This window comes from Hymenobacter properus (genome assembly GCF_015694735.1).
In the GTDB taxonomy this organism is placed as follows: Bacteria; Bacteroidota; Bacteroidia; order Cytophagales; family Hymenobacteraceae; genus Hymenobacter; species Hymenobacter properus.
The window spans coordinates 870004-896824 of sequence record NZ_JADQDP010000003.1 but is presented as its reverse complement, the minus strand read 5'-3'; the positions used below and the strand labels follow the sequence as shown (position 1 = coordinate 896824).

Here is a 26821-nt window from a genome sequence, read left to right as displayed (position 1 = left end):
GCGCAGGTTGGAGCTGGCTGGAAGCGGCTGCCCCCGGGCTGCTACGTTTTTTGGCCCCTCAACCATTCGCAAGGGCTGTTCTAACTTGCGGGCTGTTTGCGTCTGCCCCATCCTTTTTTTCATGAAAGCCACCATTCTATCCGCGTTTCGGAAAGTCGATAACGCCTCCTTTTCGTTACGCAAGGTTGGATTGACGGCCGTGCTTCTGCAGGCACTTGTGCTGGGGCTCACCTATTCGCTGCTGCTGTTCAACCCGGGGAAGTACCTCACTTCTGACCACTACGACGGCACCAAGTCCTACTTTTCCATTGCCACTTTTTTGCAGCAGCCCATGGGCGACGGCATGCTGGTGCGCGGGCACAATTACCCGTTTGGCGAGTATATGTATTACACCGACAGCGCGCCTATTGTGGTGGCGCCGCTGCACGCGCTGGTGCAGGCGGTGCCCGCGCTGGCCCCCTACGGCCTCTACATCTACGACCTTTTTATCCTCTCCAGCCTCGTTATCAGCACCGGGCTGCTGGTGCTGATGCTGCACCGGTTGGGCTTGCCGGCCTGGTTTGTGGTGCTGCTGAGCGTGGCCCTGCCTTGGCTCAACCCGCAGGCTGTGCGCCTGAACGTGGGCCATATGAACCTGACATACACGCCAGCTATTCTGTTTGTACTGTGGCGCTTGCAAGTGCTGTACGCCGCCTGGCGCGCCGGCGCGCCGCTGGCCCGGCAGTTTGTGGTGCTGCTGGTGGGCATCGTGCTGGCCGCCTGGATTCACTTCTACTACCTGGCGCTTATGCTGGGCACGATGGGCTTCTTCGTGCTGGTGCTGCTTTACCAGAGCGTGCGCGCCGGGCGCCCGTGGCGCCCGCTGCTGCTGGGCATGGCGGGCGTGGCCGTGGGCGCGGTGGCCCTCACTTGGGGCCTGCTGCAGGCGCTGGACCCGCGCATTCACGAGCGGCCCGTGGGCAGCAACGGCTACGACTGGATAGAATGGCGCTTTCAGTTCACCGCCCTGTTTAAGGGCTACGTCTACAATAAGGTCCAGTTTCCGCTGGAGCGCACTTCGGGCGTGCCCTACGAGTCGTCGGCCTACCTCACCAGCTTCGTGCTGTTTGGGCTGTTGCTGGTGGGCGTGCTGCTCTTGCTAAAGCGGCTGCCGGCCGAGGCCCGCCTGCCCCAGCCTTCGGCCGATGCCACGGAGGGCTTCCTGCAATGCCTGCTGCTGGCCTGCGTGCCCATGGCTTTCATCGCGCTGGGCGAAAACATCGACCTCGACAATGGCAATTACGTGCTGCACAACTACCTGAACGTGTTCCGCTGGCTGCACAAGGTGACGGACCGCGTGACGCAGTTCCGGGCGCTGGGCCGGTTCATCTGGCCGTTCTGGTGGGCGGTGGTGCTGTGCTTCAGCTGGTACGTGGCCCGGTGGCGCTTCATTCCGCGGCTGCGCTGGGCGCTGCTGGTGCTGGTGGCCCTGCTGGTGGTAGATACGGTGAATGCCACCCACTTCTACCGCACGCAGGCCCAGGCCCCCAACCTGCTGCGCACCAGCGACGACTCGCCGGTGCGGACGTTGCTGGGCTGGCCCGCCAAGGGCCGGTACCAGGCCATTTTGCCCATCCCCTTCTACCATGTAGGCACCGACTGGAGCGACGAACCCACCAACCTCAACCTAGACCCCGACGACCCGCTCTGCAACACCACCTACCAGCTCTCGATGGTGTCGGGGCTGCCACTGATGGCGCACAAGGCTGCCCGCGCCATCACCGGCCAGGCCGAAGCGCTGTACTCCGTTTTCCAGCCCGGCGGCCCTTCGCCGGCCCTGCTGGAACGCCTCGACCAGCGGCCCATTCTGGTGTACCTGGACACGGCGTACTACGACGGACGCAACAACTACTACCGCGACATGCTCCGCGACCGGCCCACCATGCGGGCGGTGTTTGAACGCGCGCCGGCGTTCATCCAGGAGCAGCACATGGTGCGCATCGCCCACCAAGGCAGCCAGTCGCTCTACGAGTGGTTTCCGAAGGGCCAACCCACCCCTGGGCCTGCCTCACGCTAAAGCCAAGTGTGGGCAGCAGAAACCAAAGCCTTATTCCCAGTTTGGTTTCTGTGCATAGCCGTGCCATTCAACCGTTCGGCCCGATGAAACGCTGGTAAGTAGAGCGTTTTATCGGGCCGAACGGTTGAATGGCACGGCTATCTGCTATTTATCGGCTTTCACCTTTTCAAAAAGCACAGCTCGAAACTGGTCCCCGGTTGGTCTTGAAGCGTCAACCGGAATAGAGTCTCTCCAGAGCTGCTTGAATCGGCCGTCCTTCTGCAGCATATCGAGCGGCAAATGCGCCTCGACGGGGCAAAACCAGCTGTCCCAATATACATAGGTGCCCATGGGCACGCCGTCTAAGTACGGGGCCCAGTCTCTGGTGAGGGGAGGCGAAGCCGTGCTATCGAACATGTCCACGTCCATGGGCACCGCAAAATAGGGGTGCGTGTACGCAACGGGGTGCCACCTGTAGCCGGTGTTATAGCGCTTCAGCCAATTGGCGCCGCGGTCGGCCAGCACCATATCCGGCGCTGGCTGGAAATCGCGGCGCCAGTGCAACGTGCTCCTTCCACCCACGTTGATGCCGCTTTCGGCCCAGTAGTTGATGTCGTGGGTAAAGAGTAGGAACACGACGGCCGCTACACCAGCGGTTGCAATCAAATTGCGCGTGCGCGCGGTACGCCCCAGCTGGCTTAGCCACGCCAGCCCGCCCAGCGCCGCCACGGCAAACAAGGGCGTAAGCACCGTCAGCACGCGCGTCATGCCGAAAGAGCCAAACAATCCCAAGGCCCAAAAGGCCGATTGGATGAAGATAAACGCCACAATGCTGCCGTAAATGAGCAGCAGCTCGGCCCGGAATGACGGCTGTCGCCACTCAGCAGGGCGGGTGGCCCGCCACAGCATCCGCAAGCCGCCCACTATCGAGAAAAGCAGTATTGGCCAGCCCAGCAGCGTCGGCAGGTTCTCCACAAAGCGGCTCCACAAGCCGTGGCCGTATTGCGAGTGAAAGCCGTAGGGGTTCTTGGTGAATATCCACGTAAAATCACCCAGCATCAACCCACCCACGAAGCTGTATACCACGTAGCCCAACAGCAAAAACGGCAAGGCCCGCCAGTGGCGGCCCCAGACGAGGTACACCATCCAAATGGCCAGAAACATGGCTCCTTCGGAACGTGCAAACGGCAAAAAAGAGAGCAAGGCCGCCGACCAGACCGGCCGGTTGGTAACCGCCAGCGCAACCGCCCCAATCAGCAACAGCCCAAACGTGGGCTCCGTGAGCCCCGAATACTGAATGCGGAAATAGTCGGGCGCTCCGTAGCAAAACAGCACGGCCAGGGCTGGCCACGGCAGCCGCAGCCGCCGCGCCACCACGTAAGCCGACTGTGCCGACACGGCCACCACGACGCACTGGTAAAGCTTCATGCCCAGGAACCCGCTTTGCGCGGGCAGCGCGGCCAGCAGTGTAAACACGGGCTTGGCCCAGGAGTCGAGCAGGTTTTCGGGGTGTTGCAGGACGGATTTGGCGAACAGGTAGTGGTGGATGCTGTCGCCGCTGTCGTACGTGCTTTTGGTTAGAAACGCGACCAGCACCGACACCCCAAGCAAAATGGCGGACAATAGCCACGCAACGCGTTTGTCGCTCAGCACGAGCCTCAGCCTCATGTCGTAAGCCGTCGTTTGGTAGGTATCATCACCAGCCACCACTTGGCTGTTCCATTCTGATATTCTTAGCATAAAGACTCGTTGTGTAGCTGCGCAATTGGCTTGCGGCCGGGACCGGAAACATGAAAACCGGCTGTTAGGCGCTGGTTTGTGTCCGGGAATCAGAAATTGGTATTCGTTTGGGCATAAATAGCTCGCTGCAATTTACAACTCCTCGCCCAATTCAGTCAGTGCTTTGGGGGCCCAGCCGGCCCCCGTGACAGTAAGTTTTTTGTCAAAAAAATGCCTGCCGCACTGGTTCTACTCCCTTTTCGCCACGGCCGCCCCCGTCCCAACTACGGTGTGCCCCCGTCTTCCATTCCCGCATTGCGCCCGTATCGAACCGCTGCCTCCACCTCGCTCTGCCGAAGCATTTGGCCAGCCGCACAGCAACCTTGTAAGGCATCACCCGGGACGTAATCGAGGGGTTGTCGGGCGCGGCCAACAAGGGCCAGAGCAACAGAGCCGTGCACGCAACGGCCACCACACCTACACCGACTAGCCCTAGCCAGTACCGCCGGGGGTGTAACCATTGATTGACAAGAAAAGACGGCTTTGATAAAAGCGAAATCAGCTTCCAAAGCAACTGCTCTTTCACCGGGGATGCCGACTCCTAAACCAGCGTTTGCGAATCGCCCGCAGTCGTTTCGTTCCGCACAGCGGCCGGGCGTAGCTTTGCGACGGATTGCCCACGGGCCTGCACAGCAAATGAAGGCCATCCTGCCTCAGCGGCTGAGCGGTGGCAACGGCACCCACCGCCTTTACTATCAATGAACACGCTAAATCTGCTCCTGTTATCCGGCGCGGGCCTGTTGCTAACGGCCAGCCTGTGGCTATGGTATCGCCGCCGCATAGGCAGTGCCTTGGTCACCCTGATGGGGGCGTCGTTCTTGCTGCGGCTGCTGATGGCCGCCCTCGACCCTTTTCTGCACGACTGGGATGAGCGCTACCACGCTTTAGTAGCGAAGCACTTGATGAGCCACCCCTTGGCGCCCATGCTCAGGCTCGACCAACTGTTGCCATACGACTACCAGGCGTGGTGCTGCAATCACATCTGGCTGCACAAGCAGCCCCTGTTTATGTGGCAAATGGCACTGAGCATGGCCGTATTTGGTACAAACGAGCTGGCGCTCCGGCTACCCAGCGTAGTGCTGGGAACCCTGGTGCTGTATCCTGCTTACCGAATAGGACGCTTATTGTTTAACGCCGACACGGGGTACGCGCTGGCCTTGCTCTTGGCAGTTGCCCACTACCAGTTGGAACAAACGAGCGGCCTCATCGGCATGGACCACAACGACGTCGCCTTTGGCGTGTACATCACGGCCAGCCTGTGGGCCTACTACGAGTACCGCACCAGCCGCCACCCCACGAAGTGGCTGGTGCTGGTGGGTGTGCTGGCTGGAGCCAGCGTGCTGTGCAAATGGCTGGTTGGGCTGTTGGTCTACGCCAGCTGGGGCACGGCAATTGTGTTGGAGCAGCCCCGGCGCGTGAGCGAATACCTGCGCCTGGGCGCGGCGCTGCTGATAACGGTTGTCGTCGCGCTGCCCTGGCAGCTTTACACAGCGTGGCGCTTTCCGCTCGAAAGCAGCTACGAGCGCGCCTACAACTCTCGCCACTTCGGCGAAGCCCTCGAGGGCCACAGCGCGGCGTGGTACTACCACCTGAACTTACTGCCGCTTCATTACGGCTGGGTGCTACTGGGCCTGATGCTGCTGGGCTTTGCAATAGCTGCCTACCGAGGCTGGCTGCTACGGCTGCTGCCCCTGCTGGTGGCAGTGCTGGCGGTGTACACCCTGTTTTCGCTGGCCGCCACTAAAATGTATTCCTACACCTATGTCGTAAGCTCAGTACTGTTGCTACTGGCAGCTTTGCCGGTGGCTGCCGCTTGGCAGTGGCTGCGCCAGGCGCCCTCCAAAGCCGGCATAGCGGGCGCCGTGCTCTTGGGCGCTACCGTGGTGCTATTCAGCCTGCGGCCGGCCGAGGTATACAGCAACCACTTGGACGAAGGCGTCGACCACCCGTTCTGGCCTACGGCGGGCCGGGCCGCCCGCCTGAACAATGCTGTTATCTACCGCCAGCTCGACCGGGACGTGCCGGCCGGCTACGTCGTGTTCAATGCGCTGGGCGGCGACGAAATTACGGCCATGTTTTACGCCAACCGGCCCGTGTACTCGTGGTGGCCCTCGCAGGCACAAGTGCAACGCCTGCAGGCGCTAGGGTGGCACATAGCGTATTTCCCTGACCACCACGACCAGCACCCGCCCGACTACATCCGTCAAGCACCCGGTGCACTGCCCTTGTGGGGGCAGCTGCAATAAGCCCCCGCGCAACGCAAGCTGTGCCAACAAGCCCTTAATGACTCACTAGCTACCGCCAGCTAACCACAGTTTTGCTGTATTTTTGGACCGTGGCGTATTCCACGCGTTTTGCTTTCCTCATGAAAAACACTTACTACTCCTTCTTGGCCCTGGTTCTTGCCGCTTGTGGCCACGCCACGTCTGAAAAACCGGCCGGGTATATGGCAGGCAATGACTTTGAATCGGTCGCGGGTTGGACAAACGGATGCGACGTCCCGCCCTCCCTCACCACCTCCAAAGCCCATTCCGGGCGTTATTCGGTGAAAGTGGGGCCGGCCGCCGAATACTCGTTGGGCTACAGCAGTGTAGCCAGCAAGCTCAGCACTACCCGGTTCTCAAAATTAAAAATAAAGGCGTGGGTGAACGTGCCCAACGACAAATCGGCTGCTACGCTGGTTGTAGAGGTCGACCCCGCTACCACTGCGCCCGACCAAAAACCCTTGCTTTGGAAAGGACTTGAATTGGCTAAGACAGCCGGTGGATATAACAAGTGGGTCGAAGTCGAACAAACCGTGGATATGCCGGCTACCATCACGCCCGAATCCCAGTTGAAGGTGTACATGTGGCGGGGCGCCAACGCCGGTGCCGAAGACATCTACCTCGACGATATTGAGCTACTAAACGCTGACAAATAAGGCACTGCTCCCGCCTCGCCCGTGTCCTTCGCTCGGTGGTAGCACAAGGCTCTCGGGCGGGACGGGGGCGGCTGCGAGCGGGCGTCAGGCTCCTAGCAAGCCGTATTTCAGGATGCAGTAGATGGCGCGGAAACCGTCGCGCCAGCCAATCTTCTTGCCCTCGGCGTAGGTGCGGCCGTAGTAGCTGATGCCTACCTCGTAAATGCGGGCGTCGGGCACGCGGGCCACTTTGGCGGTCACCTCGGGCTCGAAGCCGAAGCGGTTTTCTTCCAGCTTCAGGCCCTGAATGATGTCGCGCCGGAACATCTTGTAGCACGTTTCCATGTCCGTCAGGTTCAGGTCGGTGCACATGTTGGAGAGGAAGGTGAGCCAGGCATTGCCGATGCTGTGCCAGAAAAACAACACCCGGTGCGGGTTGCCGCCCATGAAGCGCGAGCCGAACACCACGTCGGCGAAGCCTTTCAACACCGGCCGAATAAGCAGATTATACTCCTCGGGGTCGTATTCCAGGTCGGCGTCCTGAATGATGACGTAGTCGCCGGTGGCCTCGCGGATGCCGGTGTGCAGCGCGGCGCCTTTCCCTTTGTTCACGGGATGCTCCAGCAGGCGCAGGCCCATTTCGGGGTAGCGCGCGGCGTAGGCCCGAATGGTATCGGCCGAGGCATCGGTGGAGCAGTCGTTGACGAGGATGATTTCCTTGCCGATGTTATTCACCAGTTCCAGCTCACGCAGCAAATCCAGAATCTGGTGAATGGTGCGGGCCTCGTTATAGACCGGAATGACGATGGAAAGTGTATCGAATTTTACCACGAGAAGAAAGCTGGGCAAGGCAAATGAATAGCAAAGGTAAACGCTGGCGCTGCGCTTGATGATTAAGGAATAGCAGAAAACATCTGTCGTCCGGCGCGCAGCGCAGGGCCTGCTCACGACTAAAGCATTTGGGGCTGACGTGAGCAGGCACTGGGCTGCGCGCCGGATAACAGTATTTGCGTCTTATTCCATTGCTACAGGCTGCCGGTGCGGCCGCCATCCACGGGCACGCTGGTGCCGTTGATGTAGCCAGCGGCGGGCGAGGCCAGGAACGCCACGGCTGCAGCCACCTCCTCGGCCAAGCCAAAGCGGCGGGCCGGGATGGTGCGCAGCATGTCGGCCTCGATGGCATCGGCGGGCTGGCCGGTTTGGGCGGCTTTCTTCTCCACCAGCGAGTGGTGGCGCTGGGTGAGGGTGGCGCCGGGCAGCACGTTGTTCACGGTGATGCCCTGCGGGCCGAGCTCGTTGGCCAGGGTTTTGGCCCAGCTGGCCACAGCCCCGCGAATGGTGTTGCTCACGCCCAGGCCCGGCAGCGGAATCTTCACCGAAGTGCTGATGATGTTGACGATGCGCCCAAAACCGGCCGCCTTCATGCCCGGCACCAGCGCCTGTGCCAGCAAGTGGTTGCAAATGACGTGCTGGTTGAACGCCACCCGCAGCGCATCAACCGATGCCTCCAGCAGCGGGCCGCCGGCCGGGCCGCCGGTATTATTCACCAGGATGTGGAAACCGACCGGGTGCTGGGCCAGGTAAGTCTGCACCACCTCGGCCACGTGGCTGGGGTCGTCGAAGTCGGCCACGAGGTAGTCGTGCGCTTGTCCGGCCGGCGTGGGCAGGGCGGCGGCCACCTCGCGCAGGCGGTCTTCGTTGCGGGCCAGCAAGGTGATGGCGCAGCCATTTTCGGCCAGGGCCTCAGCCACGGCGCGGCCGATGCCCTGGGTGCTGCCACCTACCAGGGCGCGGCGGTTTTCTAAGGAGAGATTCATAGGAAGAGGAGGGTACTGTTGGGCAATGAGTTTGAATTTTTGCGGCCCGCGCGCTCACTGGCCCGGCGGTGTGAGCAGCACGTAGCCGTCCACTAGCTGCTCGCGGTAGCCGTAGGGCTGTAGCAGCTGGCGCAAGAACAAGTGGGCCGGCTGCTCGCGGAATTCGGGGCTGATGACGAAGGCCGCCGGGTCGTACTGGCGCAGAAAGGCCTGCACCTGCCCGGGGCCGGGCGGCGCGGGCGCAACGGTGTCGGGTTTAATCTGGCGCCGGAGCACACCGCCCAGCACGGGGTCGTTTTGCAGGGCCGCAAACTGCTCGTCCGACACCCGCGAGAGGTAGCCGATGGGCATCTTCTTGTGGTGCACCGTTTGGTAAAACAAGCTGGTGGCCTTCATCTGGCCCAGCAGTCGGTTGCCACTCGAAGCGCCCAGCGGCACGGGAATCAGGGTTTTGCCCGGCATCCTGGCCACTTCGTGAAATACACGCGGCACCGCAGCCCGCGAGCTACGGTCGTAAGGCCGGGGCCAGTATTCAAACAGCACCAGGCCTACCAGCACCAGGCCCAGCGCCGTGCGCGCCGTGGCGTGCAAGCGGGCCGGCCAGGCCGCCTCCAGGGCGCTGAAGGTGAGGATGGGCAAGAACAAGCCTACCATCATAATCCAGCGCGTGGGGCAGCGGATGTTGTTGAAAAACGGAATGAAGTGCAGCAGGGCGGTGGGCAGGTGCAGCCGGTCGTGGCCGTAAATGCGCAGGGCCGGCACCGTGAGCATAGCAAAGAAGATGAGCACCCACGCCAGCGGGCGGCCCTGCGCATCCTGCGCCACGGCCGAGAGCGGCCGGCGGTGCACCCGGCGCAGCAGCCACAGCCCGATGGCCAGCAGCGGCAGCGCGTAGCCGATGAAGAGCGTGTTCTCCAGTGAGCCGGGCATGTTGAACACCTGGGGGTTGTGGTATAGCCGGGCGGCCCAGTTCCAGTACACAAACCGGCTGGTGGGCGGCGGCAGCAGGAAGCTGACCAGGTCGCCGCCCCACCAGAAGGCGCCGTGGTCGTCCACACCCCAGCGGCGTAGCAGCCGGATGAGGACGTGGCTCACCACCAAGATGCCGCCCAGCCACGCCCAAGTGCGCAACGCCCCCCACCGGATACGTCCCAGCGCCAGCCAGTACCACGCCGCGTAGGCCAGCGAAAAATACAGCAGCCCAAACAGCACGTAATAGTCGCTGAGCAAGGTGATGAAGCCCAGCGCCACGCACCCGGCCACCGCGCCCCAGCTGCGCACCCGGGGCAGGAATTTGCGTTCCTCAAACGCAAACGCCTGTAGAAAAGCCAGCACGTAGAAGGGCACCGTGGCCGTGAGCACCAGATTGTAGTGCTCGGGCAGGCGCTGCAGCTTGTAGGGCGAGTAGGCGAAGATGAACCCCGCCAGCAACGACAGCAGCGGGCTTTGCAGCCAGCGGCGGGCCAGCAGGTAGGCCCCGGCGCCCGAGAGGGCGTAGCTCAGCAGCAGACCCAGGTTGACGGCCAGCAGGTCGTTGCCGACCAGCAGGCCGATGAGGCCCAGAATAGGCGTGTAGGTGTGCAGCAGCAGCCACGCGCCGCCCGGGTAGAACAGCCAATCGGTATGAAAAATGGGCTGACCGGTTTGCACCGCCGTGCGGAAGTGCCAGACGTTCCAGGGGTAGGTATAGGAATCGTGCCCGGGCACCACTAAAAACTCCGACGTGAAATGCGCCGCCAGCGGCCAGGTGAAAACGAGGAACAGCGCGCCGTAGAAGGCCGTCAGCAACGCCAGTCGCAGCCAGTTTTTCATAGAAGGGAAGGCAGGCGCCCGAAACAGCACCGTGGGCAAAAGTAGGGCATGAGGGTAGGCCTTGACATGAATCTCATTGCAAAACGTCATGCTGAGCGCAGCCGAAGCATCTCGCGTGCGGTAGTAATCCAATCGTTGCAACGTCATTGATTAGTAGAAGCACGCGAGATGCTTCGGCTGCGCTCAGCATGACGTTCCTTTTTACAGGCGTTCACAATCCTTTCCCCGTCGGCCGCTGGCGCAAAAACCGTGGCCCGGCCGTAGCTTAGCAACCCCAACCACCCACGCCGTTGCCATGATAACCCGCCCCTTCAATTTCCAAAAATGGATTGACGAACACCGCCATTTGCTGAAGCCCCCGGTGGGCAACCAGCAGGTGTTCAAAGACAACAAGGACTTCATTGTGATGGTGGTGGGCGGCCCCAACGCCCGCAAAGACTACCACGTGGATGCCGGCGAGGAGCTGTTTTGGCAAATTGAAGGCACGATGACCGTCAAAATCATCGAAGACGGCCAGCCCGTCGACATCACCATCGGGCCCGGCGAGATGTTTCTGCTGCCGCCCAATGTGCCGCATTCGCCGCGCCGGCCGGCCGGCACCGTGGGCCTGGTGCTGGAGCGCTACCGCGAAGGCGGCGAGCTCGACGGCTTCCAGTGGTACTGCGAAAACTGCGGCCACAAGCTCTACGAGGAGTTTGCCGAAATCACCGACATCGTGGCGCAGCTGCCGCCCATCATGAACCGCTTCTGGGCCAACGACGACCTGCGCACCTGCAAGAACTGCGGCACCTACATGGAGGCCCCCGCGCCGGTGGCCTAACATCTGCCATCCTGAGCGCAGCGAAGGACCTTCTCACCCAAGAACGACTGGTTCCTTGGTGAGAAGGTCCTTCGCTGCGCTCAGGATGGCAGCCTATTCTTCCCGCTCTCTTCCCTCCCCTCGCCTGCCCACCCCGTGCTTTCCATCGACATTCATACCCACATTTTGCCCGAGCGCTGGCCCGACCTCAAGGAGCGGTACGGCTACGGCGGCTTCATCCGGCTGGAGCACCACAAGCCCTGCTGCGCCCGCATGATGCAGGACGACAAGTTTTTCCGCGAGGTGCAGGACAACTGCTGGGACCCGGCGGTGCGCCTGCGCGAGTACGACCATTTTGGCGTGCAGGTGCAGGTGCTGAGCACGGTGCCCGTCATGTTCAGCTACTGGGCCCAGCCGCTCGACTGCCTCGATTTGAGCCAGTTGCTCAACGACCACATTGCCGACGTGGTGCGCCGCTACCCCACCCGCTTCGTGGGCCTGGGAACCATCCCGATGCAGGCGCCCCAGCTGGCCATCCGGGAACTGGAGCGCTGCATGAAAATCGGGCTGGCCGGCGTGCAGATTGGTTCGCACGTGAACGACTGGAACCTCGACGCACCGGAGCTATTTGAGGTATTCGCCGCTGCCGAGGAGTTGGGCGCCTGCGTGTTTGTGCATCCCTGGGACATGATGGCCCAGGGCAAAATGCCCAAATACTGGCTGCCCTGGCTGGTGGGCATGCCCGCCGAAAGCACGCTGGCCCTGTGCTCGCTCATCTTCGGCGGGGTGCTGGAGCGGCTGCCCAACCTGCGCGTGGCCGTGGCCCACGGCGGGGGCTCGTTTGCCAGCACCATCGGCCGCATCGAGCACGGCTGGCAGGTGCGCCCCGACCTCTGCGCCGTCGACAACCCGCACAACCCACGCAAGTACCTGGGCAAGTTCTGGGTCGACTCGCTGGTGCACGCCCCGCTGATGCTGGACTACTTGGTGAAAACCCTGGGAGCCGACAAAATCACCCTCGGCACTGACTACCCCTTTCCGCTGGGCGAGTTGGAACCGGGCCAGCTCATCAAGTCCATGCCATTTTCGGATGATGTCAAGGCGCGCATGCTGGGCCAGAATGCCTTGGACTGGCTGGGACTGGCAGCCGAGCGGTTTGGCAGTATTGGCCAGCACACGGCTAAGATTGTTGGTTGATAAAGTCTTAAGCCAGCCGCCTGCATGCAACGCGCAGCGAAGCATCTCGCTCGGGGAAGTAACTGATTACTTGCGCGAGCGAGATGCTTCGCTGCGCTCTGCATGACGTTCTCGCATACCCGCCGAAGGCCATAACCTTTTGTTAGCATCGGCAACCGCTTTAAGCCGACCTTTGCGGCCATGACCGCCCCGCATGCCCCCACCCCCGCCGCCGAGCTCGACGCTGCCGATTCTTTAGCTTCCTTCCGCCAGGAGTTTCATTTGCCGCCCGGCCCCGATGGCCGCCCGGTGGCCTACTTCTGCGGCAACTCGCTGGGGCTGATGCCCAAGGCGGCCCGTGCGGCCGTCGAAACCGAGTTTGACACTTGGGCGCGGCTGGGCGTGGAAGGCCACTTCGAGGCGCCTTCGTTCTGGATGCACTTCCACGAAACCCTCACCGAGGCCTCGGCCCGGCTGGTAGGCGCCAAGCCCATTGAGGTGGTGGTGATGAACAACCTGACGGTGAACCTGCACCTGCTGCTGGTGTCGTTTTACCGCCCCACGGCCACCCGCTACAAGATTCTGATGGAAGGCGGCGCCTTCCCTTCCGACCAGTACGCCATCGAAAGCCAGGCCCGCCTGCACGGCCTCGACCCCGCCGACGCCATTGTGGAGCTGGTGCCCCGCCCCGGCGAGCACACCCTGCGCACCGAAGACATTGAAGCCACCATTGCCGGGCTGGGCGACTCGCTGGCCACCGTCCTCATCGGCGGGGTGAACTACTACACCGGGCAGGCCTTTGACATAGCCGCCATCACCAAAGCCGGCCACGCCGTGGGTGCCTACGTGGGCTTCGACCTGGCCCACGCCGCCGGCAACCTCGACCTGCGCCTGCACGACTGGGACGTGGATTTTGCCTGCTGGTGCACGTACAAGTACCTCAACTCCGGCCCCGGCGGCACCTCGGGCGTGTTTGTGCACGAGCGGTTTGCTCACCGGCCCGACCTCGTGCGCCTGGCCGGCTGGTGGGGCCACGATGCCAGCGTACGCTTCCAGATGAAAAAAGGGTTCCGGCCCATGCCCGGCGCGGCCGGCTGGCAGCTTTCCAACGCCCAGATTTTCCCGATGGCCATTCACCGGGCCAGCCTCGCCATTGTGGACCGCGCCGGTGGCATGCCCGCTATGCGCCGCAAGAGCGAGCAGCTCACCGCCCGCCTCGAAAGCCTGATTCGCGGCCTGAACCTGCCGGCCGATAAACTCGAAATCATCACGCCCGCCGACCCGGCCCAGCGCGGCTGCCAGCTCTCGGTGCTGGTGCACGAGCGCGGGCGCGAGCTGTTCGACTACCTCGCCGACCAAGGCATTATCGCCGACTGGCGCGAGCCCAACGTCATCCGCCTGGCACCCGTGCCGCTCTATAATTCGTTTGAAGACGTAGACCGGGTGGGCGAAGCGTTGCGGCAATTCACAATAAGCAATGAGGAATGAGTAATTGCTCAACATGACTTCCTCTGCTTATCCCACTACCGGCCTGCTAATTGCCCATTGCTAATTGTTAACTGTTAATTGAATTCCATGGAAGATTACGCCGCCAAGATGCTGCTCAAAACTGATGCGGCCCTGCGCGAATACGTGACCGGCCATGCCCAGTACCGCGAGGCCGCCGTGCTCGCCGCCCTCGACGAGCTGCGCCGCCGCGGCCAGACTGCGCCCGAAGAAGCGTCCCTGCGCCCCGGCCTCGAAGCTGGTGCGGCCGAGCAGGCCGCCCGCGAAGCTGCTCTGGAAGCCGAGCGCCAGCGCGCTGCTCCGCCGGTGGAAGCAACTGACGAGCCCAGCGGCCCGGTGCTGTATTCGCAGACGGCCATTGTGCTGTTTTCCTTGCTGTTCACCATGATAATGGGCGGCATTTTGCTCAGCATCAACTTGTATCGGCTGGGCCGGAAGGGCGCCATGCTGGGCCTGCTGCTGTTCATCCTGGCTTATTTGGTGGCGGGCAGCCTGCTGATGGGGCCGCTCCTGACAGCGCTGGGCATCAGCCCCGTGCTGGGCGGGCTGCTGTTTAATATTCCGGCGGCACTGCTCTACGCGCTGTGGGTGTGGCCGCGCTACGTGGGGCCCATCAGCTACCGCAGCCGCAGCATTCTGTTGCCCATGCTCATCTATTTTGTATTTGCCTGGGGTGCTTTAAAGCTCATCACCTTCCTGCCCCAAAAGGAGCGGCAGAAACTGGAGAAGATGATGCAGAAGTAAGCCTTAGCAACGCGGGCCGCTCTGTTTTGCGAATTGACCCAAGCTTAAGCATGCCGCTGACTCCTATTCCGCTGCCCGGTGCCGACTTGCAGTTCGACCCCGCATTTCTGCCCGAAGCAGAGGCGGCCGCCCTGCTGGCCAGCCTCACCGCCGGGGTAGCCTGGGAGCAGCGCAACATCCGGCTGTTTGGGCAGGAGTTTCCGCAGCCGCGCCTCACGGCCTGGTACGGCGATGCCGAGGCCCGCTACACTTATTCCAACCTTACCTGGGAGCCCCGCCCCTGGACGCCCACGCTACAAGCCCTGCGCCAGCGCGTAGAAGCCGCCGCCAACGCCCGCTTCAACAGCGTGCTGCTGAACCTGTACCGCGACGGCCGCGACAGCATGGGCTGGCACGCCGACGACGAGCCCGAATTGGGCCCGACGCCCATCATTGCCTCGCTCAGCCTGGGCGCCTTGCGCCGCTTCCGGCTGCGGGCCCGTGCCGGGCTGGCGCACCCACCCCTTTCCCTCGATTTGCCCTCGGGCAGCTTGCTGCTCATGCGCGGTGCTACGCAGCAAAACTGGCAGCACGCCCTGCCCAAAACCACCCGCCTGCTGGGCCCGCGCCTGAACCTGACCTTTCGCTGGGTAGCCGGCCAGGCGTAGGTTGACTTTTGAGCCTAGTATACTATATCGGGGTGCCCACTCAGCTCTGAAAAGTAGCCGTCGCCCACCTCGTAGTCGCCGACCCGGAAAGTTGGCGTTGTTTCAGGAGTTGCCTTCGCTTCGGCCGCGGCTTCGGTGGCTTCTGGCCCTGGGGTAGTTGGGGCGTCAGCAGGCACTTGGTTGGTTAGCGGCTGTGTCTGGGAAGTTGTCGGAATTGAATATGATGGTTTGCGGGGCATCAATGAACGGGATGATGTGGAAAGAAACCTCAGCCGTATTCAGCGACTTGCATAGCAGGAGTGCCCTTTTACAAGGAACGTACCAAGCCCGGGTGGCACCGACAAAGCCGGCTGCCATGGCAGAAAAGGGGCGCTATGCGCGTGTTACAGTCGGGACCGGCCGGGCTGCCTGCGGGAGCAGCGGCTTTAACAGCAGCACGCCGGGAAAAAACCTGCTTGAGCCGATAGGGTGATGGGCTAGCTACCGCAACCGGTAGAGATGGGCAGGAAAGTCAGTAGAAACGGGAAGAGCATGACACTAACGAATATCCTCTTTAAAACTCACTGGCACATGATAACGCTAATACAACCTAATAACCGTCGCGTGGTCCATTAATAACGAATGTCTGGGCAGCCGAATAGCCGCAGGTCGCCTTCTTCGCTGACCACGTAGTCGCCGATGCGCAGGGCCTTCGGAGTGGGCAAGGGCAGTGCGGGCGCGGGCAGCCGGTGGCGCCAGGCAGCCGGGCGGGGGTCAAAATCGGCAATAGCCAGCGACACGGTCAGCGGCCGGGCCTGGCGGCGTCCGGCCCGGCAGCGCCACCGCTGGTAGCTCATACACTTATAGCGAAAACGAAAGCGAGTCATAACAAATGATGATTTAGTTCTAATTCGACAAAGGTCTTGCACCGGTTGCCTGGGGCGAAAATTTTACGACTAGTCATATCAGATAGGCGATGAGTACAACTAAACGGCGGATGGAAATGCGCGGCCCGACTGGCAATGCGCCGGAGCGTAGTAGTTTCGCCTCCCACCCGCCCGCTGGGGCTCTCCACCCTCTTCTTACTTCGTTATGGCTGCTGAAATGCCGTTGTTGCCCGCTGCCGAGCCGCTCACCGTGATGGGGGCTGGCTTGGTTGGTTCGCTGTTGTCGCTTTATCTGGCCCGGCGCGGGCACCCGGTGCAGGTGTTTGAGCGGCGGGCCGACCCGCGCCGGGCCGGCTTCCAAGAGGGCCGCTCCATCAACCTCGCCCTGTCGGACCGCGGCTGGCGGGCCCTGGAGGGCGTGGGCGTGACCGACGACATCCGCCAAGTGGGCATTCCGATGACGGGCCGCGTGATGCACGACGTGCAGGGCAACCTCACCCGCCAGCCTTACGGCCAGGATGGCCAGGCCATTTACTCCGTGAACCGCGGCCACCTCAACCGCCGCTTGCTTGACCTGGCCGAGGCCCAGCCCAACGTGCGCCTGCAGTTTGGCCAGCAGTGCCTCGGCATCGACCTCAAGAAGCAGGCCCTGCACCTGCTCGACACGGCCACGCAGCAGGAGCACACCGCGCCCTACACCCGCCTGTTTGGCACCGACGGCGCGTTTTCGGCCGTGCGCGGGGCCCTGCAGCGGCAGGAGCGGTTCGACTACTCGCAGGACTACCTCGACTATGGCTATAAGGAACTGACCTTGGTAGCTGGCCCCGGCGGCAGCTGGCAGCTCGAGAAAAACGCCCTGCACATCTGGCCGCGCGGGCAGTACCTGATGATTGCGCTGCCCAACCTCGATGGCTCATTCAACGGCACGCTTTTCTTCCCCTACGAGGGCGCCGAGAGCTTCGCGGCCCTGCAAACGCCGGCCGACGTGACGGCCTTTTTCAACCGCGTGTTTCCCGACGCCGTGCCTCTGATGCCGGACCTGGAGCAGGAGTTTTTTGAGCACCCCACAGGCTCGCTGGTCACCATCCGCTGCTTTCCGTGGAAGTTCGACGACGACGTGCTGCTGCTCGGCGACGCCTCGCACGCCATTGTGCCCTTCTACGGGCAGGGCATGAACGCCGGCTTCGAGGACTGCAGCGTGCTCAACGAACTGCTAGACCAGCACGGCGACGCGGCCTGGGCTACCATTTTTGCCGAGTTTCAGCAGCAGCGCAAGCCCAACACCGACGCCATGGCCGACCTGGCCGTGTACAACTTCGTGGAGATGCGCGACCGGGTGGCCGACCCGCGCTTCCTGCTCCAGAAAAAGATTGAGGCCAAAATCTCGGCCCAATACCCCGGCCGCTGGACGCCGCTTTATTCACAGGTCACGTTCTCGCACACGCCCTACGCCCAGGCCTGGGCCGCCGGCCAGCGCCAGGACGCCATCATGGCCCGCCTCATGCCCCACATTCAGGCCGAAGCCGACTACGACCGGCCCGACGTGCAGGCCCTTGTAGAGCAGGAAATGGCCGCCCGGCCCTAGCCACCGCGCCGGCTAGCGAATGGCCAGCCCGGTGCCATCGAGGGCCTGGGCGGTGCCAGCCAGGCGCTGGCACAAGTCCTCGTAGGCGGTGAGCTGGCGGGCGTCGAGCACGCCGTGCACGGCCGAGCGGTACGCACGCCGGGCCTCGGCCGCATCGGCGGGGGTGGCGACCAAGGCCAGCACCTGGCGCTCGGCGGCCGTGGTGGCCTCCACGGCCAGGCGCTGGGCCTCGGTGAGGGAGAGGGCATCCGTCAGAAACCGGGCGATGCGCCGGGCCTCGCGGAGCTGCGCCGACAGGCTGGGCACCAAAGCTTCGTTGCGCGCCTCGGTTTCGGCGGTGGTCAGGGGTTTGGGCCGGGGGCTGGCGTGCGCTTCTAAGGCGCTGCCAACCAGCAAAAACATCAGCCAGGCAAATGGGCGCAATTTCAGCATGAAGTTAAAAGCAGAAGTACAGAGCCAAAAAGCAGGCTCATTCTGTGTTATTTGCAAATAGCAAAGCTATTCTTTGCCATTTATTGCGGTTGCTGCGGCTGGTTGGTTGCGCGCTTTTCCTCTGCGAGTAGTTACTTTATACCGGCGAACGCACCAGTGCTTTCGTCATTTGCTCTTCTTTTCCTTGTCTATGTTAACATGCGCCATCATTGACGACGACGAAATCAATCGTCTGACGCTTGAGCACTACATTGAACTCACGCCAGACCTGAAGCTGGTGGCCTCTTTGAGCGACGGCATTGCCGGCCTCACATACTTCCGCGAGGGCAACAAGGTGGATGTGCTGTTTCTCGACATTGAGATGCCGCACCTCAGCGGCCTGGAATTGCTGCGCGTGCTGACGGACCCGCCCGAGGTCATCATCACCACGGCCCGGCAGGATTTTGCCGTCGATGCCTTCGAACTGCGCGTGACCGACTACCTGGTGAAGCCCTTCGAGTTTGCGCGTTTCACGCAGGCGGTGCAGCGTGTGCAAGCCCGCGCCAGCCACAGCGCCAGCGCATCAGCCACCCCCGCCGCCCCCGAAGCGCCGGCCAACGCCGACCTGTTTGTGAAGGTGAACAGCCGCATGGTGCGCATCAACTTCGACGATGTGCTATACGTGGAGGCTCTCTCCGACTACGTCAACATTGTAACGCCCAAGCAGAAATACATCGTCTATACTACGCTCAAGGCCCTCGAAACCCGGCTGGCGCCGTTCCCGAACTTCATTCGGGTGCACCGCAGCTATTTGCTGAACACGCAGCACATCGAATCCATCGAAGACAACACCGCCAACCTGCGCGGCGGCCACTTCGTGCCCATCGGCAAGTCGTACCAGGATGGCTTCTACAAGGGCCTGCAGCGGATTTAAATTTTTCAGAGCCAATATATTAGAGCCAGTAACCAAGACGGAGTCCCTCACTTGTCTTGGTTACTGGCTCTAATCCTTTTCCACCACCTGCTGATAAACCGGCAGTTGGTAAAAAGGCCGCAACAGGCGCACCACGTCCAGGGCGTCGGCCAGGGCTTCGTGGGCCACTTCTTGGTCGTCGAAGCGGGCGCGGGCCTTGCAGATGCGCATGCTGGGCAGGCGCGAGTCTTTGTGCCAGTTGAGGTAGAACACGGCCGGGTCGAGCATAGCGGGTTCGGCGCGCACGAGGGCGCCGTAGCCCGGCAGTTCTTTCAGAAAGCCCAGGTCAAAGACGCCGATGTTTTTGCCCGCCATCGTCACCGACACGCAGTCCTTGGCATCGGGCCGGAAGCCGTGCGCCAGCAGAAACGCGCGCAGCTGGGGCATCAGTTCCTCGGGGGTGCATAGCTCGGGGTTGGGCTCTTTTTGGGCCAGTTCCTGCAGCAGGCGGGCATTTAGGGCCAGGGCGCCGGCGGTGCCCACGTACTCGGAGTGGCGCACCACGCGCCGGAAGGCGGGCAGCTCGGCCAGCGGCAGCGGGTGGCGCGAGTCTTCAATGACGGCCGCCAGCTCCAGAATCTGGTGGCGGCGCGGGTTCGAGCCGGAGGTTTCGAGGTCGAGGGAAACGTAGCGCATGGCCGGTTGTACGGGCAATGGCTGCCGGCCGCTGCTTGCTCAACCGCCAAACACCTTTTTCAGCAGCTCGGTGGTGCGGGCCACGGGGTTTTGGCGGATGTTGGCTTCCTCTTGGGCGATGAGCGTGAATAAGCCGTCGATGGCCTTGCCGGTGGCGTACTGGTTGAGGTCGGTTTGCACGGGCTGCACCAGCGGAATGCGGTTGTAGGTGGTGCTGAGCTGGGTGTAGTACTTGGTGGCGCCCACCTTATCGAGGCTTTGCTGGATGATGGGCTGAAACGCCGTGGTGAGCTGGCCGGTCGTGGTGCGCTTGAGGTACTGCGTGGCAGCGTCTTGCTGCCCACTCAGAATGTTCCACACGTCCGTGAAGGTCAGGCTCTTGATGGCATTCAGGAAAATGGGCTTGGCGCTCTTGGCGGCGTCTTCGGCCCCGCGGTTCAGGCTCAGCTCGAAGGCATCGACCTGGCTGCCCAGGCCCAGGGCGCGCAGCTTGGTGGCCACGCGCTGCGCATCGGGCGGGAAGGGAATGCGAATGAGCGAGTTCAGGTTGAAGCCGTCGGTTTGCGAGGCCTGGTCGGCGCCCTTGCTGATGCCCTGGATGAGGGCTTCCTTGAGGCCATTGGCGGCTTCGGCGTTGCTCACACTGCCGGGGGCGGCGCCGGTGGTTTTGCCCATTGGGGGCAGCTTGATGTTGCCGATTTTGGGGAGGGAAATCTGGGCCGAAGCGTGGCCGGAAGCGCCCAGCACGAGGGCCAGCAGCAAAAAGTAGTTCTTCATAAAGCAGACAGCCGGATAAAAATAAAACCCCGGCGCCGGGCGTTGCCCGGCCGCGCAGCGGGTTGGAATGCCGGCAAACCTAGCCCGCAGGCCATCCTGCCGCATGTTATTATCGACCACGAGGCAACCTATCCCGACTGGTACCGGTCATCCATCGGCTGGGCCGATGGGACGGGGGCTTGCCGGCGGCATAGCCCCACTATGGCACGCCCTTAGGACTTTTAAGCGAGAATTTTATCTTCCAAAAAGCCGGTTTATTGCATTCTAAGCCACAGTCTTGCTTTTACCGCTGCTCCCAAACCAGAATTATTGCGCTCAGGCCCTAGATTAGGGGTTCCTTACTGCCACATTCCGCCTTTCCATGAATTTAGTCCGCGCTGCCAGCCTGGCATTGCTGTGCATCCCTTTGTTTGGCCACTTCGCCGCCGGCCAAGCGGCGGCCCCTGATGCGGCGCTGGCCGCGGCCGTGGGGGCCGCACAGCAGCAGTATGCAACGGGTTTTGCGTTGTCGTCGCAGCTTTACAACGGCCCCGAATACATTGACTACGCCAGGCCCTACCACCAACGAACGGGGCACCAATTTTTTGGCGAGCCCACCCGGCAGCCGGGCAGCGTGTTCTACAACGGCCACAACTTCCCCAACCTGCAGCTGGCCTACGACGTGGTGCGCGACCAGGTGGTGGTGACGCCGCCCCGCAGCCCGCTGTCGCTGCGGTTTGTGAACGAAAACGTGGGTTCGTTCTCGCTCAACAATCACCGCTTTGTGCGGCTGGTGGCTGACAGCGCCAATAGCCGCGTTATCCAGACGGGGTACTACGAAGTGCTGCTCGACAGCACCGTGCAGGTGCTGGCCCGGCGCTCCAAGCGCATGCAAGAGCGGGTGGTGCAGCAAGGCGTTGATGTTGAGTTTGTTTCACAGGACGAGCTGTTTATCAAAAAAGCCGGCATCTACTACCCAGCGAGCCGCAAATCGACCGCGCTGCGTGTGTTTGCCGACCGCGGCAAGGAGATGCAGGACTATGCGAAAGCGCAAAAGCTGTCGTTTAAGAAAGCGCAGTTTGAGGCTTCCCTCGTGCAGCTGGCCCGCTACTATTCCGGACTGACGACGCGCTAAGCGCCGGCCGCCCTGCTTTTTTCTGCGCTATCTATTCCTTTCCATGAAGCATTACTACGCCACTTGCTGCGGCCTGTTTTTTCTACTGCTGAGCCTGACCAGCTACGGGCAACAAGCCGAAAAAACCGTGACCGGTGACTTCAACCACGTGCTCTTCGAGCAGTTTGCCAGCCAGGTAGAAGCCCAGACGGCCTACCGGTTCTACTTCGACCCCGCGGCCGTGGACAGCCTCTTTGTGACGCTGCGGGTGCAGGCCCAGCCCGTGCCGACTGTGCTGCAGGAAGCCTTGCAAAACACGAAGTTCCGCTTCGCTATCGACGACGAGCGCCGCGTATTCGTGACGGCCGGCACAGTGATTTCGGCAGCTCCTGCGGCCGATTTCTACGAGCCCAAGGCTGCTTCGGCCGCCGTGGCCCAGGCCGACGATGAACCCGCTGCCGCAGCCCCCACCCGCTCGCGCCTGGTGAGTGCCTCCGAATACAAGGTGTACGAGATTGGCTCGGGTAGCGGCACGGGCAAGGTGACGCTGGCCGGCCACATCCGCGAGCAGAAGTCGGGCGAGCCGGTGATTGGGGCATCCATCATCGACGAGGCGCTGAAGGTGGGTGCCATCACCGACCAGTTCGGCTCCTATTCGCTCACGCTGCCGGCCGGGCGCCACGACCTGCGCATCCGGGGCCTGGGCATTAAGAACACCAAGCGGCAGGTAGTGCTGCGCGGCGACGGCAAGCTGGAGATTGAGGTGGAGGAAGACATCGTGACGCTGAAGGAAGTGGTGATTGAGGCCGAAAAAGACAAGAACGTATCGGGCATGCAGATGGGCCTGGAGAAGCTGGATATCAAGACCATGCGCCAGGTGCCCACGGCCTTTGGCGAGACTGATATTCTGCGCGTCATCATGACCCTGCCGGGCGTGAAAACCGTGGGCGAGGGCAGCACCGGCCTCAACGTGCGCGGCGGCGCCACCGACCAGAACCTGATTCTGTTCAACGACGCCACCATCTACAATCCGTCGCACTTGTTCGGCTTCTTCTCCGCCTTCAACCCCGACATTTTGCAGGGCGTGGAGCTGTACAAAAGTGCCATTCCGGCCAAGCTGGGCGGGCGCCTGGCATCGGTGCTCGACATCACGACCCGCGAGGGCAACAAGAAGAAGTTCGGCGGAGCGGGCGGCATCGGGCCGCTCACCAGCCGCGTCACGCTGGAAGGGCCCATTATGAACGAGAAAAGCTCGTTCATCGTGAGCGGCCGGGCCAGCTACTCCGACTGGATTTTGAAGCAGCTCTCGGACAAGAATTTCGCCCAAAGCTCGGCCCAGTTCTATGACATCACGGGCCACGTGACGCATGAGTTCAACGAGAAGAATTCCATTTACGCCACGGGCTACTTCAGCTCCGACCGGTTCCGGCTGGCCAGCGACACCACCTACAGCTACCGCAACCAGGCGGCCAGCCTGAAGTGGCGCCACAACTTCAACAACCAACTCTACGGCGTGCTCACGGGCACCTACAGCCACTACGACTACGACGTGACGACCACCAAAAACCCGGTGTCGGCGTCGCAGCTCAAATACGCCATCAACCAGTCGGGCCTGAAGGCCGACTTCACGTACTATCCCAACAACCGCCACACCATCGACTTCGGCGGCAGCACGCTGCTCTACAATATTGCGCCGGGCAGCTTCCTGCCGCAGGGCGACAAGTCGCTGGTGCGGCCCGACGTGCTGGCCAAGGAGCGCGCCCTGGAAAGCGCGCTGTACGTATCAGATAAGTTTGACATCACCTCGCGGTTTTCCATTTCGGCGGGCTTGCGCTACTCGTTCTTCCAGGCCCTGGGGCCGCGCGACGTGCTCCAGTACGCCCCCGGCGAGTCGCGCTCCGAAGCCACCATTACCGACACGGTGCGCTACGGCTCCAACAAGGTGCTGGCCTCGTACCAGGGGCCGGAGTACCGGCTGTCGGCGCGCTACTCACTCAGCGACAGGTCGTCGGTGAAGGCGAGCTACACCCGCACACGCCAGTACATTCACCAGCTCACGAACACGGCCTCGGTGTCGCCCACGGACGTGTGGAAGCTGAGCGACAACAACATCCGCCCGCAGGTGGGCGACCAGTACTCCATCGGCTACTACCGCAACTTCAAGTCGAACACCATTGAGCTGTCGGTGGAAACCTACTACAAGACCCTGCGCGACTTTGTGGACTACAAGAGCGGCGCCACGCTGGTGCTCAACCACCACATCGAAACCGACATCATCAACGCCGAGGGCAAGGCCTACGGCGTGGAGTTCTTCGTGAAGAAGCTCACCGGCAAGCTCAACGGCTGGGTGGGCTACACCTACTCCCGCTCGCTGGTGCAGGTGAACGCCGCCACCACTTCCGACATGGTGAACGGCGGGCAGTACTACCCCAGCAACTTCGACAAGCCGCATGATGTGACGCTGGTGGGCAACTACCGCTTCTCGCGCCGCTTCAGCACCTCGGTCAACTTCAACTACAGCACGGGCCGGCCCATCACGCTGCCGCTGGCCAAGTACTACCTCGGCAACTCGCTGCGCGTGTACTACTCCGACCGCAACGCTTACCGCGTGCCCGACTACTACCGCGTCGATTTGGCTCTGAACATTGAGGGCAGCCACAAGGTGAAGAAACTGGCCCACAGCTCCTGGACGGTGGGCGTGTACAACCTCACCGGCCGCCGTAACCCATACTCCATCTACTTCAAATCGGTGGGCGGGCAAATCAAGGGCTACCAACTGTCCATTTTCGGCAACCCGATTCCGACTGTCACCTACAATTTCAAGTTTTAAGATGAACACCTTCGGGTTTTCGGTTGGCCGGGCCTTGATGGGCTGTTTCGCGCTGCTGGCGTTGCTGGCCGGGTGCACCGACGCGTACATGCCCGACGTCATCGGCACGCCGCCGGGCTACCTGGTAGTCGACGGCTTTCTGAATGCGCAGGGCGTGACCACCATTCGCCTCTCGCGCGCCTTCGCCGTGGCCAGCAAGGCAGCCGCCCCCGTCGAGACGCGGGCCGCCGTGACCATAGAAGACAACACCGGCGCGCGCCTGCTCCTGGCGGAAACCAGCACGAAGGGAACCTATGCCTCGGCTTCGCAGCAACTGAACCTGAACCGACAGTACCGCCTGCGCATCATCACACTGGCGGGCAAGGAATACGCCTCGGCCTTCGTGCCCGTCAAAATCACGCCGGCCGTGGATAACCTGACTTGGCGCATCAACGGCAACGGCCTGAACTTTTACGTGAGCGCCCACGACGCCGCCAACGCCACCCAGTACTACCGCTGGGAAACCGACGAAACCTGGGAGATTAGGCCGCCCTACGCCCCGGTGGTCGAGTACGTGACGGCCGCCCGGGCCATCCGCCCCATCGCGGTGCCCTACCCCACGGTGTGCTACGGCAACATGCGTTCCAATGCGGTGCTCATCGACAAAACCACGGCCCTGACCCAAGACGTGGTGTCGGACTTTCCGGTGAAGCAACTGCTGCCGGCTTCGGAGCGGCTTTACACGCGCTACAGCATCTTGGTGCAGCAGCACGCCCTCACCAAGGACGAGTACGCCTATTGGGAACTGTTGAAAAAAAACACGGAGAGCATTGGCACGCTCTTCGACCCGCAGCCGGCCCAGCTTACCGGCAACGTGCGCTGCCTCACCAGCCCCGACGAAGTAGTGCTGGGCTTTGTGGGTGCCCACTCTGTTTCGGAAAAGCGCCTTTTCATCAGCCGCACCGATTTGCCCGCGGGTTGGCCGCGCATTTCCGGCTACGAAAACTGCGTGCCGCCCGACACGGTGTTTTTGAAACCCAAAGGCATGGTGCCGCCTCCTAAGCCGGAAGAAGTGTTGCTCACTGCCTTCGGCCCGCAGAATATGCTGCCCATCGAGGAAATTTATATCGCCGGTTTTCTGGGCGGCTACACAACCAAGCCGCGCGACTGCGTGGACTGCCGCACGCGCGGCGCGGCCACACGCCCCAGCTTCTGGTAGTCGGTTCGGTTCTGCAACGTTTCCTTTCCAACCCGCTATGTTTTCCACCTCCCTGCGTCTTATCCGACAAGGCATCAGCCTGATGCTCCTGGCGTTGCTGGCCGGGTGCACGGAGGCGTACATGCCCGAGGTTGTCACGTCGCCGCCGGGCTACCTGGTGGTCGACGGCTTTCTGAATGCGCAGGGCGTGACCACCATCCGCCTTTCGCGCACCTATGCCGTGGCCAGCAAGGCGGCTGCTCCCGTCGAGACGCGGGCCGCCGTGACAATGGAAGACAACGCCGGCACCCGCTATGTGCTGACGGAAAGCAGCGTGAAGGGCACCTATGCCTCGACCGCGCAGCAACTGAACCCGGCCCGCCAGTACCGCCTGCGCATCATCACGCTGGCGGGCAAGGAGTACGCTTCGGCTTTCGTGCCCGTCAAAATCACGCCGGCCGTGGATAACCTGCGCTGGCAGGTCGAACAGGATGGGCTGAATTTCTATGTGAACTCCCACGACGACGCTAACGCCACGCGTTACTACCGCTGGGAAACCGACGAAACCTGGGAAATTCACCCGCCCTACGCCCCCACGGTGGAGTACGTGACGGCCAGCCGGCTAATCCGTCCCATTGCGGTGCCCTACCCTACCCTGTGCTGGGGCAATGCCCAATCGACCAGCGTGCTTATCGACAAAACCACGGCGCTCAGCCAAGACGTGGTGGCGGACTTTCGGGTGAAGCGGCTGCCGGCTAATTCGGAGCGGCTGTATGCGCGCTACAGCATTTTGGTGCAGCAGCACGCCCTCACCAAGGAGGAGTACGCCTACTGGGACTTGCTGAAGAAAAACACGGAGAGTATCGGCACACTCTTCGACCCGTTGCCGGCCCAGCTTACCGGCAACGTGCGCTGCCTCACCAGCCCCGCCGAGCTGGCCCTGGGCTTCGTGGGCGCGCACTCGGTTGCGGAAAAACGCATTTTTATCAACCGCACCGATTTACCGCGGCCCGGCATCGTGCTCACCGGCTACGAAACCTGCGTGCCGCCCGACACGGTGTTCCTCTACCGGTCGCCCCCGCCCAATAATCCCGCTTCGATACTGTTCTCGGCTTTTGGCAGCCAAACCGTGCTGCCCATCGACGAGCTGATTAACCCCACCACGCTCACCCTGTACGGCTACTCAGCCAAGCCGCGCGACTGCATCGACTGCCGCACGCGCGGCACTGTGGTGCGGCCCAGCTTCTGGTGATTTTCCT

At 62.3% G+C, this 26821-nt stretch carries 22 protein-coding genes; 14 read left to right on the top strand and 8 right to left on the bottom strand.

Going from position 1 to position 26821, the window contains the following annotated elements; genetic code table 11:
* Positions 1-121 precede the first annotated feature (121 nt).
* Positions 122-2056, top strand: coding sequence for a hypothetical protein (locus I2I01_RS15670; RefSeq protein ID WP_196287404.1), 1935 nt, complete (start codon positions 122-124; stop codon positions 2054-2056).
* Between the two features lie 144 nt (positions 2057-2200).
* Here the strand turns inward: I2I01_RS15670 and I2I01_RS15665 are convergent, their stop codons facing one another.
* Complete coding sequence (locus I2I01_RS15665) at positions 2201-3775, bottom strand: hypothetical protein (RefSeq protein WP_196287403.1); 1575 nt, start codon at positions 3773-3775, stop codon at positions 2201-2203.
* Between the two features lie 737 nt (positions 3776-4512).
* Between I2I01_RS15665 and I2I01_RS15660 the strand changes: the two genes are divergently transcribed.
* Together I2I01_RS15660 and I2I01_RS15655 are read left to right on the top strand one after the other, a co-directional pair.
* Entirely contained in the window at positions 4513-6060 is a 1548-nt protein-coding gene (locus I2I01_RS15660; protein WP_196287402.1) for an ArnT family glycosyltransferase, read from the top strand.
* Between the two features lie 119 nt (positions 6061-6179).
* Positions 6180-6734 (top strand): hypothetical protein, encoded by a 555-nt coding sequence (locus I2I01_RS15655; protein WP_196287401.1) that lies wholly within the window; start codon positions 6180-6182, stop codon positions 6732-6734.
* An 84-nt stretch (positions 6735-6818) separates the two neighbouring features.
* Here I2I01_RS15655 and I2I01_RS15650 read toward each other — a convergent pair whose 3' ends face one another.
* The 3 genes from I2I01_RS15650 to I2I01_RS15640 form a co-directional block, all read right to left on the bottom strand.
* On the bottom strand, positions 6819-7562 hold the full coding sequence (locus I2I01_RS15650; RefSeq protein WP_211537984.1) for a glycosyltransferase family 2 protein: 744 nt from the start codon (positions 7560-7562) through the stop codon (positions 6819-6821).
* Between the two features lie 176 nt (positions 7563-7738).
* Complete coding sequence (locus I2I01_RS15645; RefSeq protein ID WP_196287400.1) at positions 7739-8530, bottom strand: SDR family oxidoreductase; 792 nt, start codon at positions 8528-8530, stop codon at positions 7739-7741.
* Positions 8531-8584: 54 nt separating this feature from the next.
* Complete coding sequence (locus I2I01_RS15640; protein WP_196287399.1) at positions 8585-10342, bottom strand: hypothetical protein; 1758 nt, start codon at positions 10340-10342, stop codon at positions 8585-8587.
* Between the two features lie 295 nt (positions 10343-10637).
* Between I2I01_RS15640 and I2I01_RS15635 the strand changes: the two genes are divergently transcribed.
* From I2I01_RS15635 to I2I01_RS15615, 5 genes are all read left to right on the top strand, one after another.
* On the top strand, positions 10638-11162 hold the full coding sequence (locus I2I01_RS15635) for a 3-hydroxyanthranilate 3,4-dioxygenase (protein WP_196287398.1): 525 nt from the start codon (positions 10638-10640) through the stop codon (positions 11160-11162).
* Between the two features lie 135 nt (positions 11163-11297).
* A complete protein-coding gene (locus tag I2I01_RS15630; RefSeq protein WP_196287397.1) occupies positions 11298-12338 on the top strand; it encodes an amidohydrolase family protein in 1041 nt (346 codons plus the stop codon).
* Positions 12339-12518: 180 nt separating this feature from the next.
* Positions 12519-13805, top strand: a complete 1287-nt coding sequence (kynU, locus tag I2I01_RS15625; RefSeq protein ID WP_196287396.1) for a kynureninase — start codon at positions 12519-12521, stop codon at positions 13803-13805.
* 87 nt (positions 13806-13892) lie between these two features.
* A complete protein-coding gene (locus I2I01_RS15620; RefSeq protein ID WP_196287395.1) occupies positions 13893-14567 on the top strand; it encodes a hypothetical protein in 675 nt (224 codons plus the stop codon).
* A 50-nt stretch (positions 14568-14617) separates the two neighbouring features.
* Complete coding sequence (locus tag I2I01_RS15615) at positions 14618-15214, top strand: alpha-ketoglutarate-dependent dioxygenase AlkB family protein (protein ID WP_196287394.1); 597 nt, start codon at positions 14618-14620, stop codon at positions 15212-15214.
* Positions 15215-15825: 611 nt separating this feature from the next.
* Here the strand turns inward: I2I01_RS15615 and I2I01_RS15610 are convergent.
* Positions 15826-16080, bottom strand: a complete 255-nt coding sequence (locus tag I2I01_RS15610) for a hypothetical protein (protein ID WP_196287393.1) — start codon at positions 16078-16080, stop codon at positions 15826-15828.
* A gap of 205 nt (positions 16081-16285) precedes the next feature.
* Between I2I01_RS15610 and I2I01_RS15605 the strand changes: the two genes are divergently transcribed.
* Positions 16286-17665 carry an FAD-dependent oxidoreductase gene (locus I2I01_RS15605; RefSeq protein ID WP_211537983.1) on the top strand — a complete coding sequence of 460 codons (1380 nt, stop codon included), beginning with the start codon at positions 16286-16288 and terminating at the stop codon, positions 17663-17665.
* 12 nt (positions 17666-17677) lie between these two features.
* Here I2I01_RS15605 and I2I01_RS15600 read toward each other — a convergent pair whose 3' ends face one another.
* Entirely contained in the window at positions 17678-18097 is a 420-nt protein-coding gene (locus tag I2I01_RS15600; protein ID WP_196287392.1) for a hypothetical protein, read from the bottom strand.
* A 190-nt stretch (positions 18098-18287) separates the two neighbouring features.
* Here I2I01_RS15600 and I2I01_RS15595 point away from each other — a divergent pair, with 190 nt between their 5' ends.
* Positions 18288-19010: a LytR/AlgR family response regulator transcription factor gene (locus tag I2I01_RS15595; protein WP_196287391.1), complete on the top strand. Its 723-nt coding sequence runs from the start codon at positions 18288-18290 to the stop codon at positions 19008-19010.
* Between the two features lie 69 nt (positions 19011-19079).
* Here the strand turns inward: I2I01_RS15595 and I2I01_RS15590 are convergent, their stop codons facing one another.
* A complete protein-coding gene (locus I2I01_RS15590) occupies positions 19080-19685 on the bottom strand; it encodes a 3'-5' exonuclease family protein (RefSeq protein ID WP_196287390.1) in 606 nt (201 codons plus the stop codon).
* 39 nt (positions 19686-19724) lie between these two features.
* On the bottom strand, positions 19725-20462 hold the full coding sequence (locus I2I01_RS15585; RefSeq protein WP_196287389.1) for a DUF4197 domain-containing protein: 738 nt from the start codon (positions 20460-20462) through the stop codon (positions 19725-19727).
* Between the two features lie 361 nt (positions 20463-20823).
* Between I2I01_RS15585 and I2I01_RS15580 the strand changes: the two genes are divergently transcribed.
* From I2I01_RS15580 to I2I01_RS15565, 4 genes are read left to right on the top strand one after another with little or no spacing between them, the layout of a single operon-like run.
* The gene (locus I2I01_RS15580; protein WP_196287388.1) at positions 20824-21576 is read left to right on the top strand and encodes a hypothetical protein; all 753 of its coding nucleotides are present in this window, start codon (positions 20824-20826) and stop codon (positions 21574-21576) included.
* A gap of 43 nt (positions 21577-21619) precedes the next feature.
* Entirely contained in the window at positions 21620-24385 is a 2766-nt protein-coding gene (locus I2I01_RS15575; protein WP_196287387.1) for a TonB-dependent receptor, read from the top strand.
* 1 nt (position 24386) lies between these two features.
* On the top strand, positions 24387-25583 hold the full coding sequence (locus I2I01_RS15570) for a DUF4249 domain-containing protein (protein WP_211537982.1): 1197 nt from the start codon (positions 24387-24389) through the stop codon (positions 25581-25583).
* 37 nt (positions 25584-25620) lie between these two features.
* Positions 25621-26814 carry a DUF4249 domain-containing protein gene (locus tag I2I01_RS15565; protein ID WP_211537981.1) on the top strand — a complete coding sequence of 398 codons (1194 nt, stop codon included), beginning with the start codon at positions 25621-25623 and terminating at the stop codon, positions 26812-26814.
* Positions 26815-26821 lie beyond the last annotated feature (7 nt).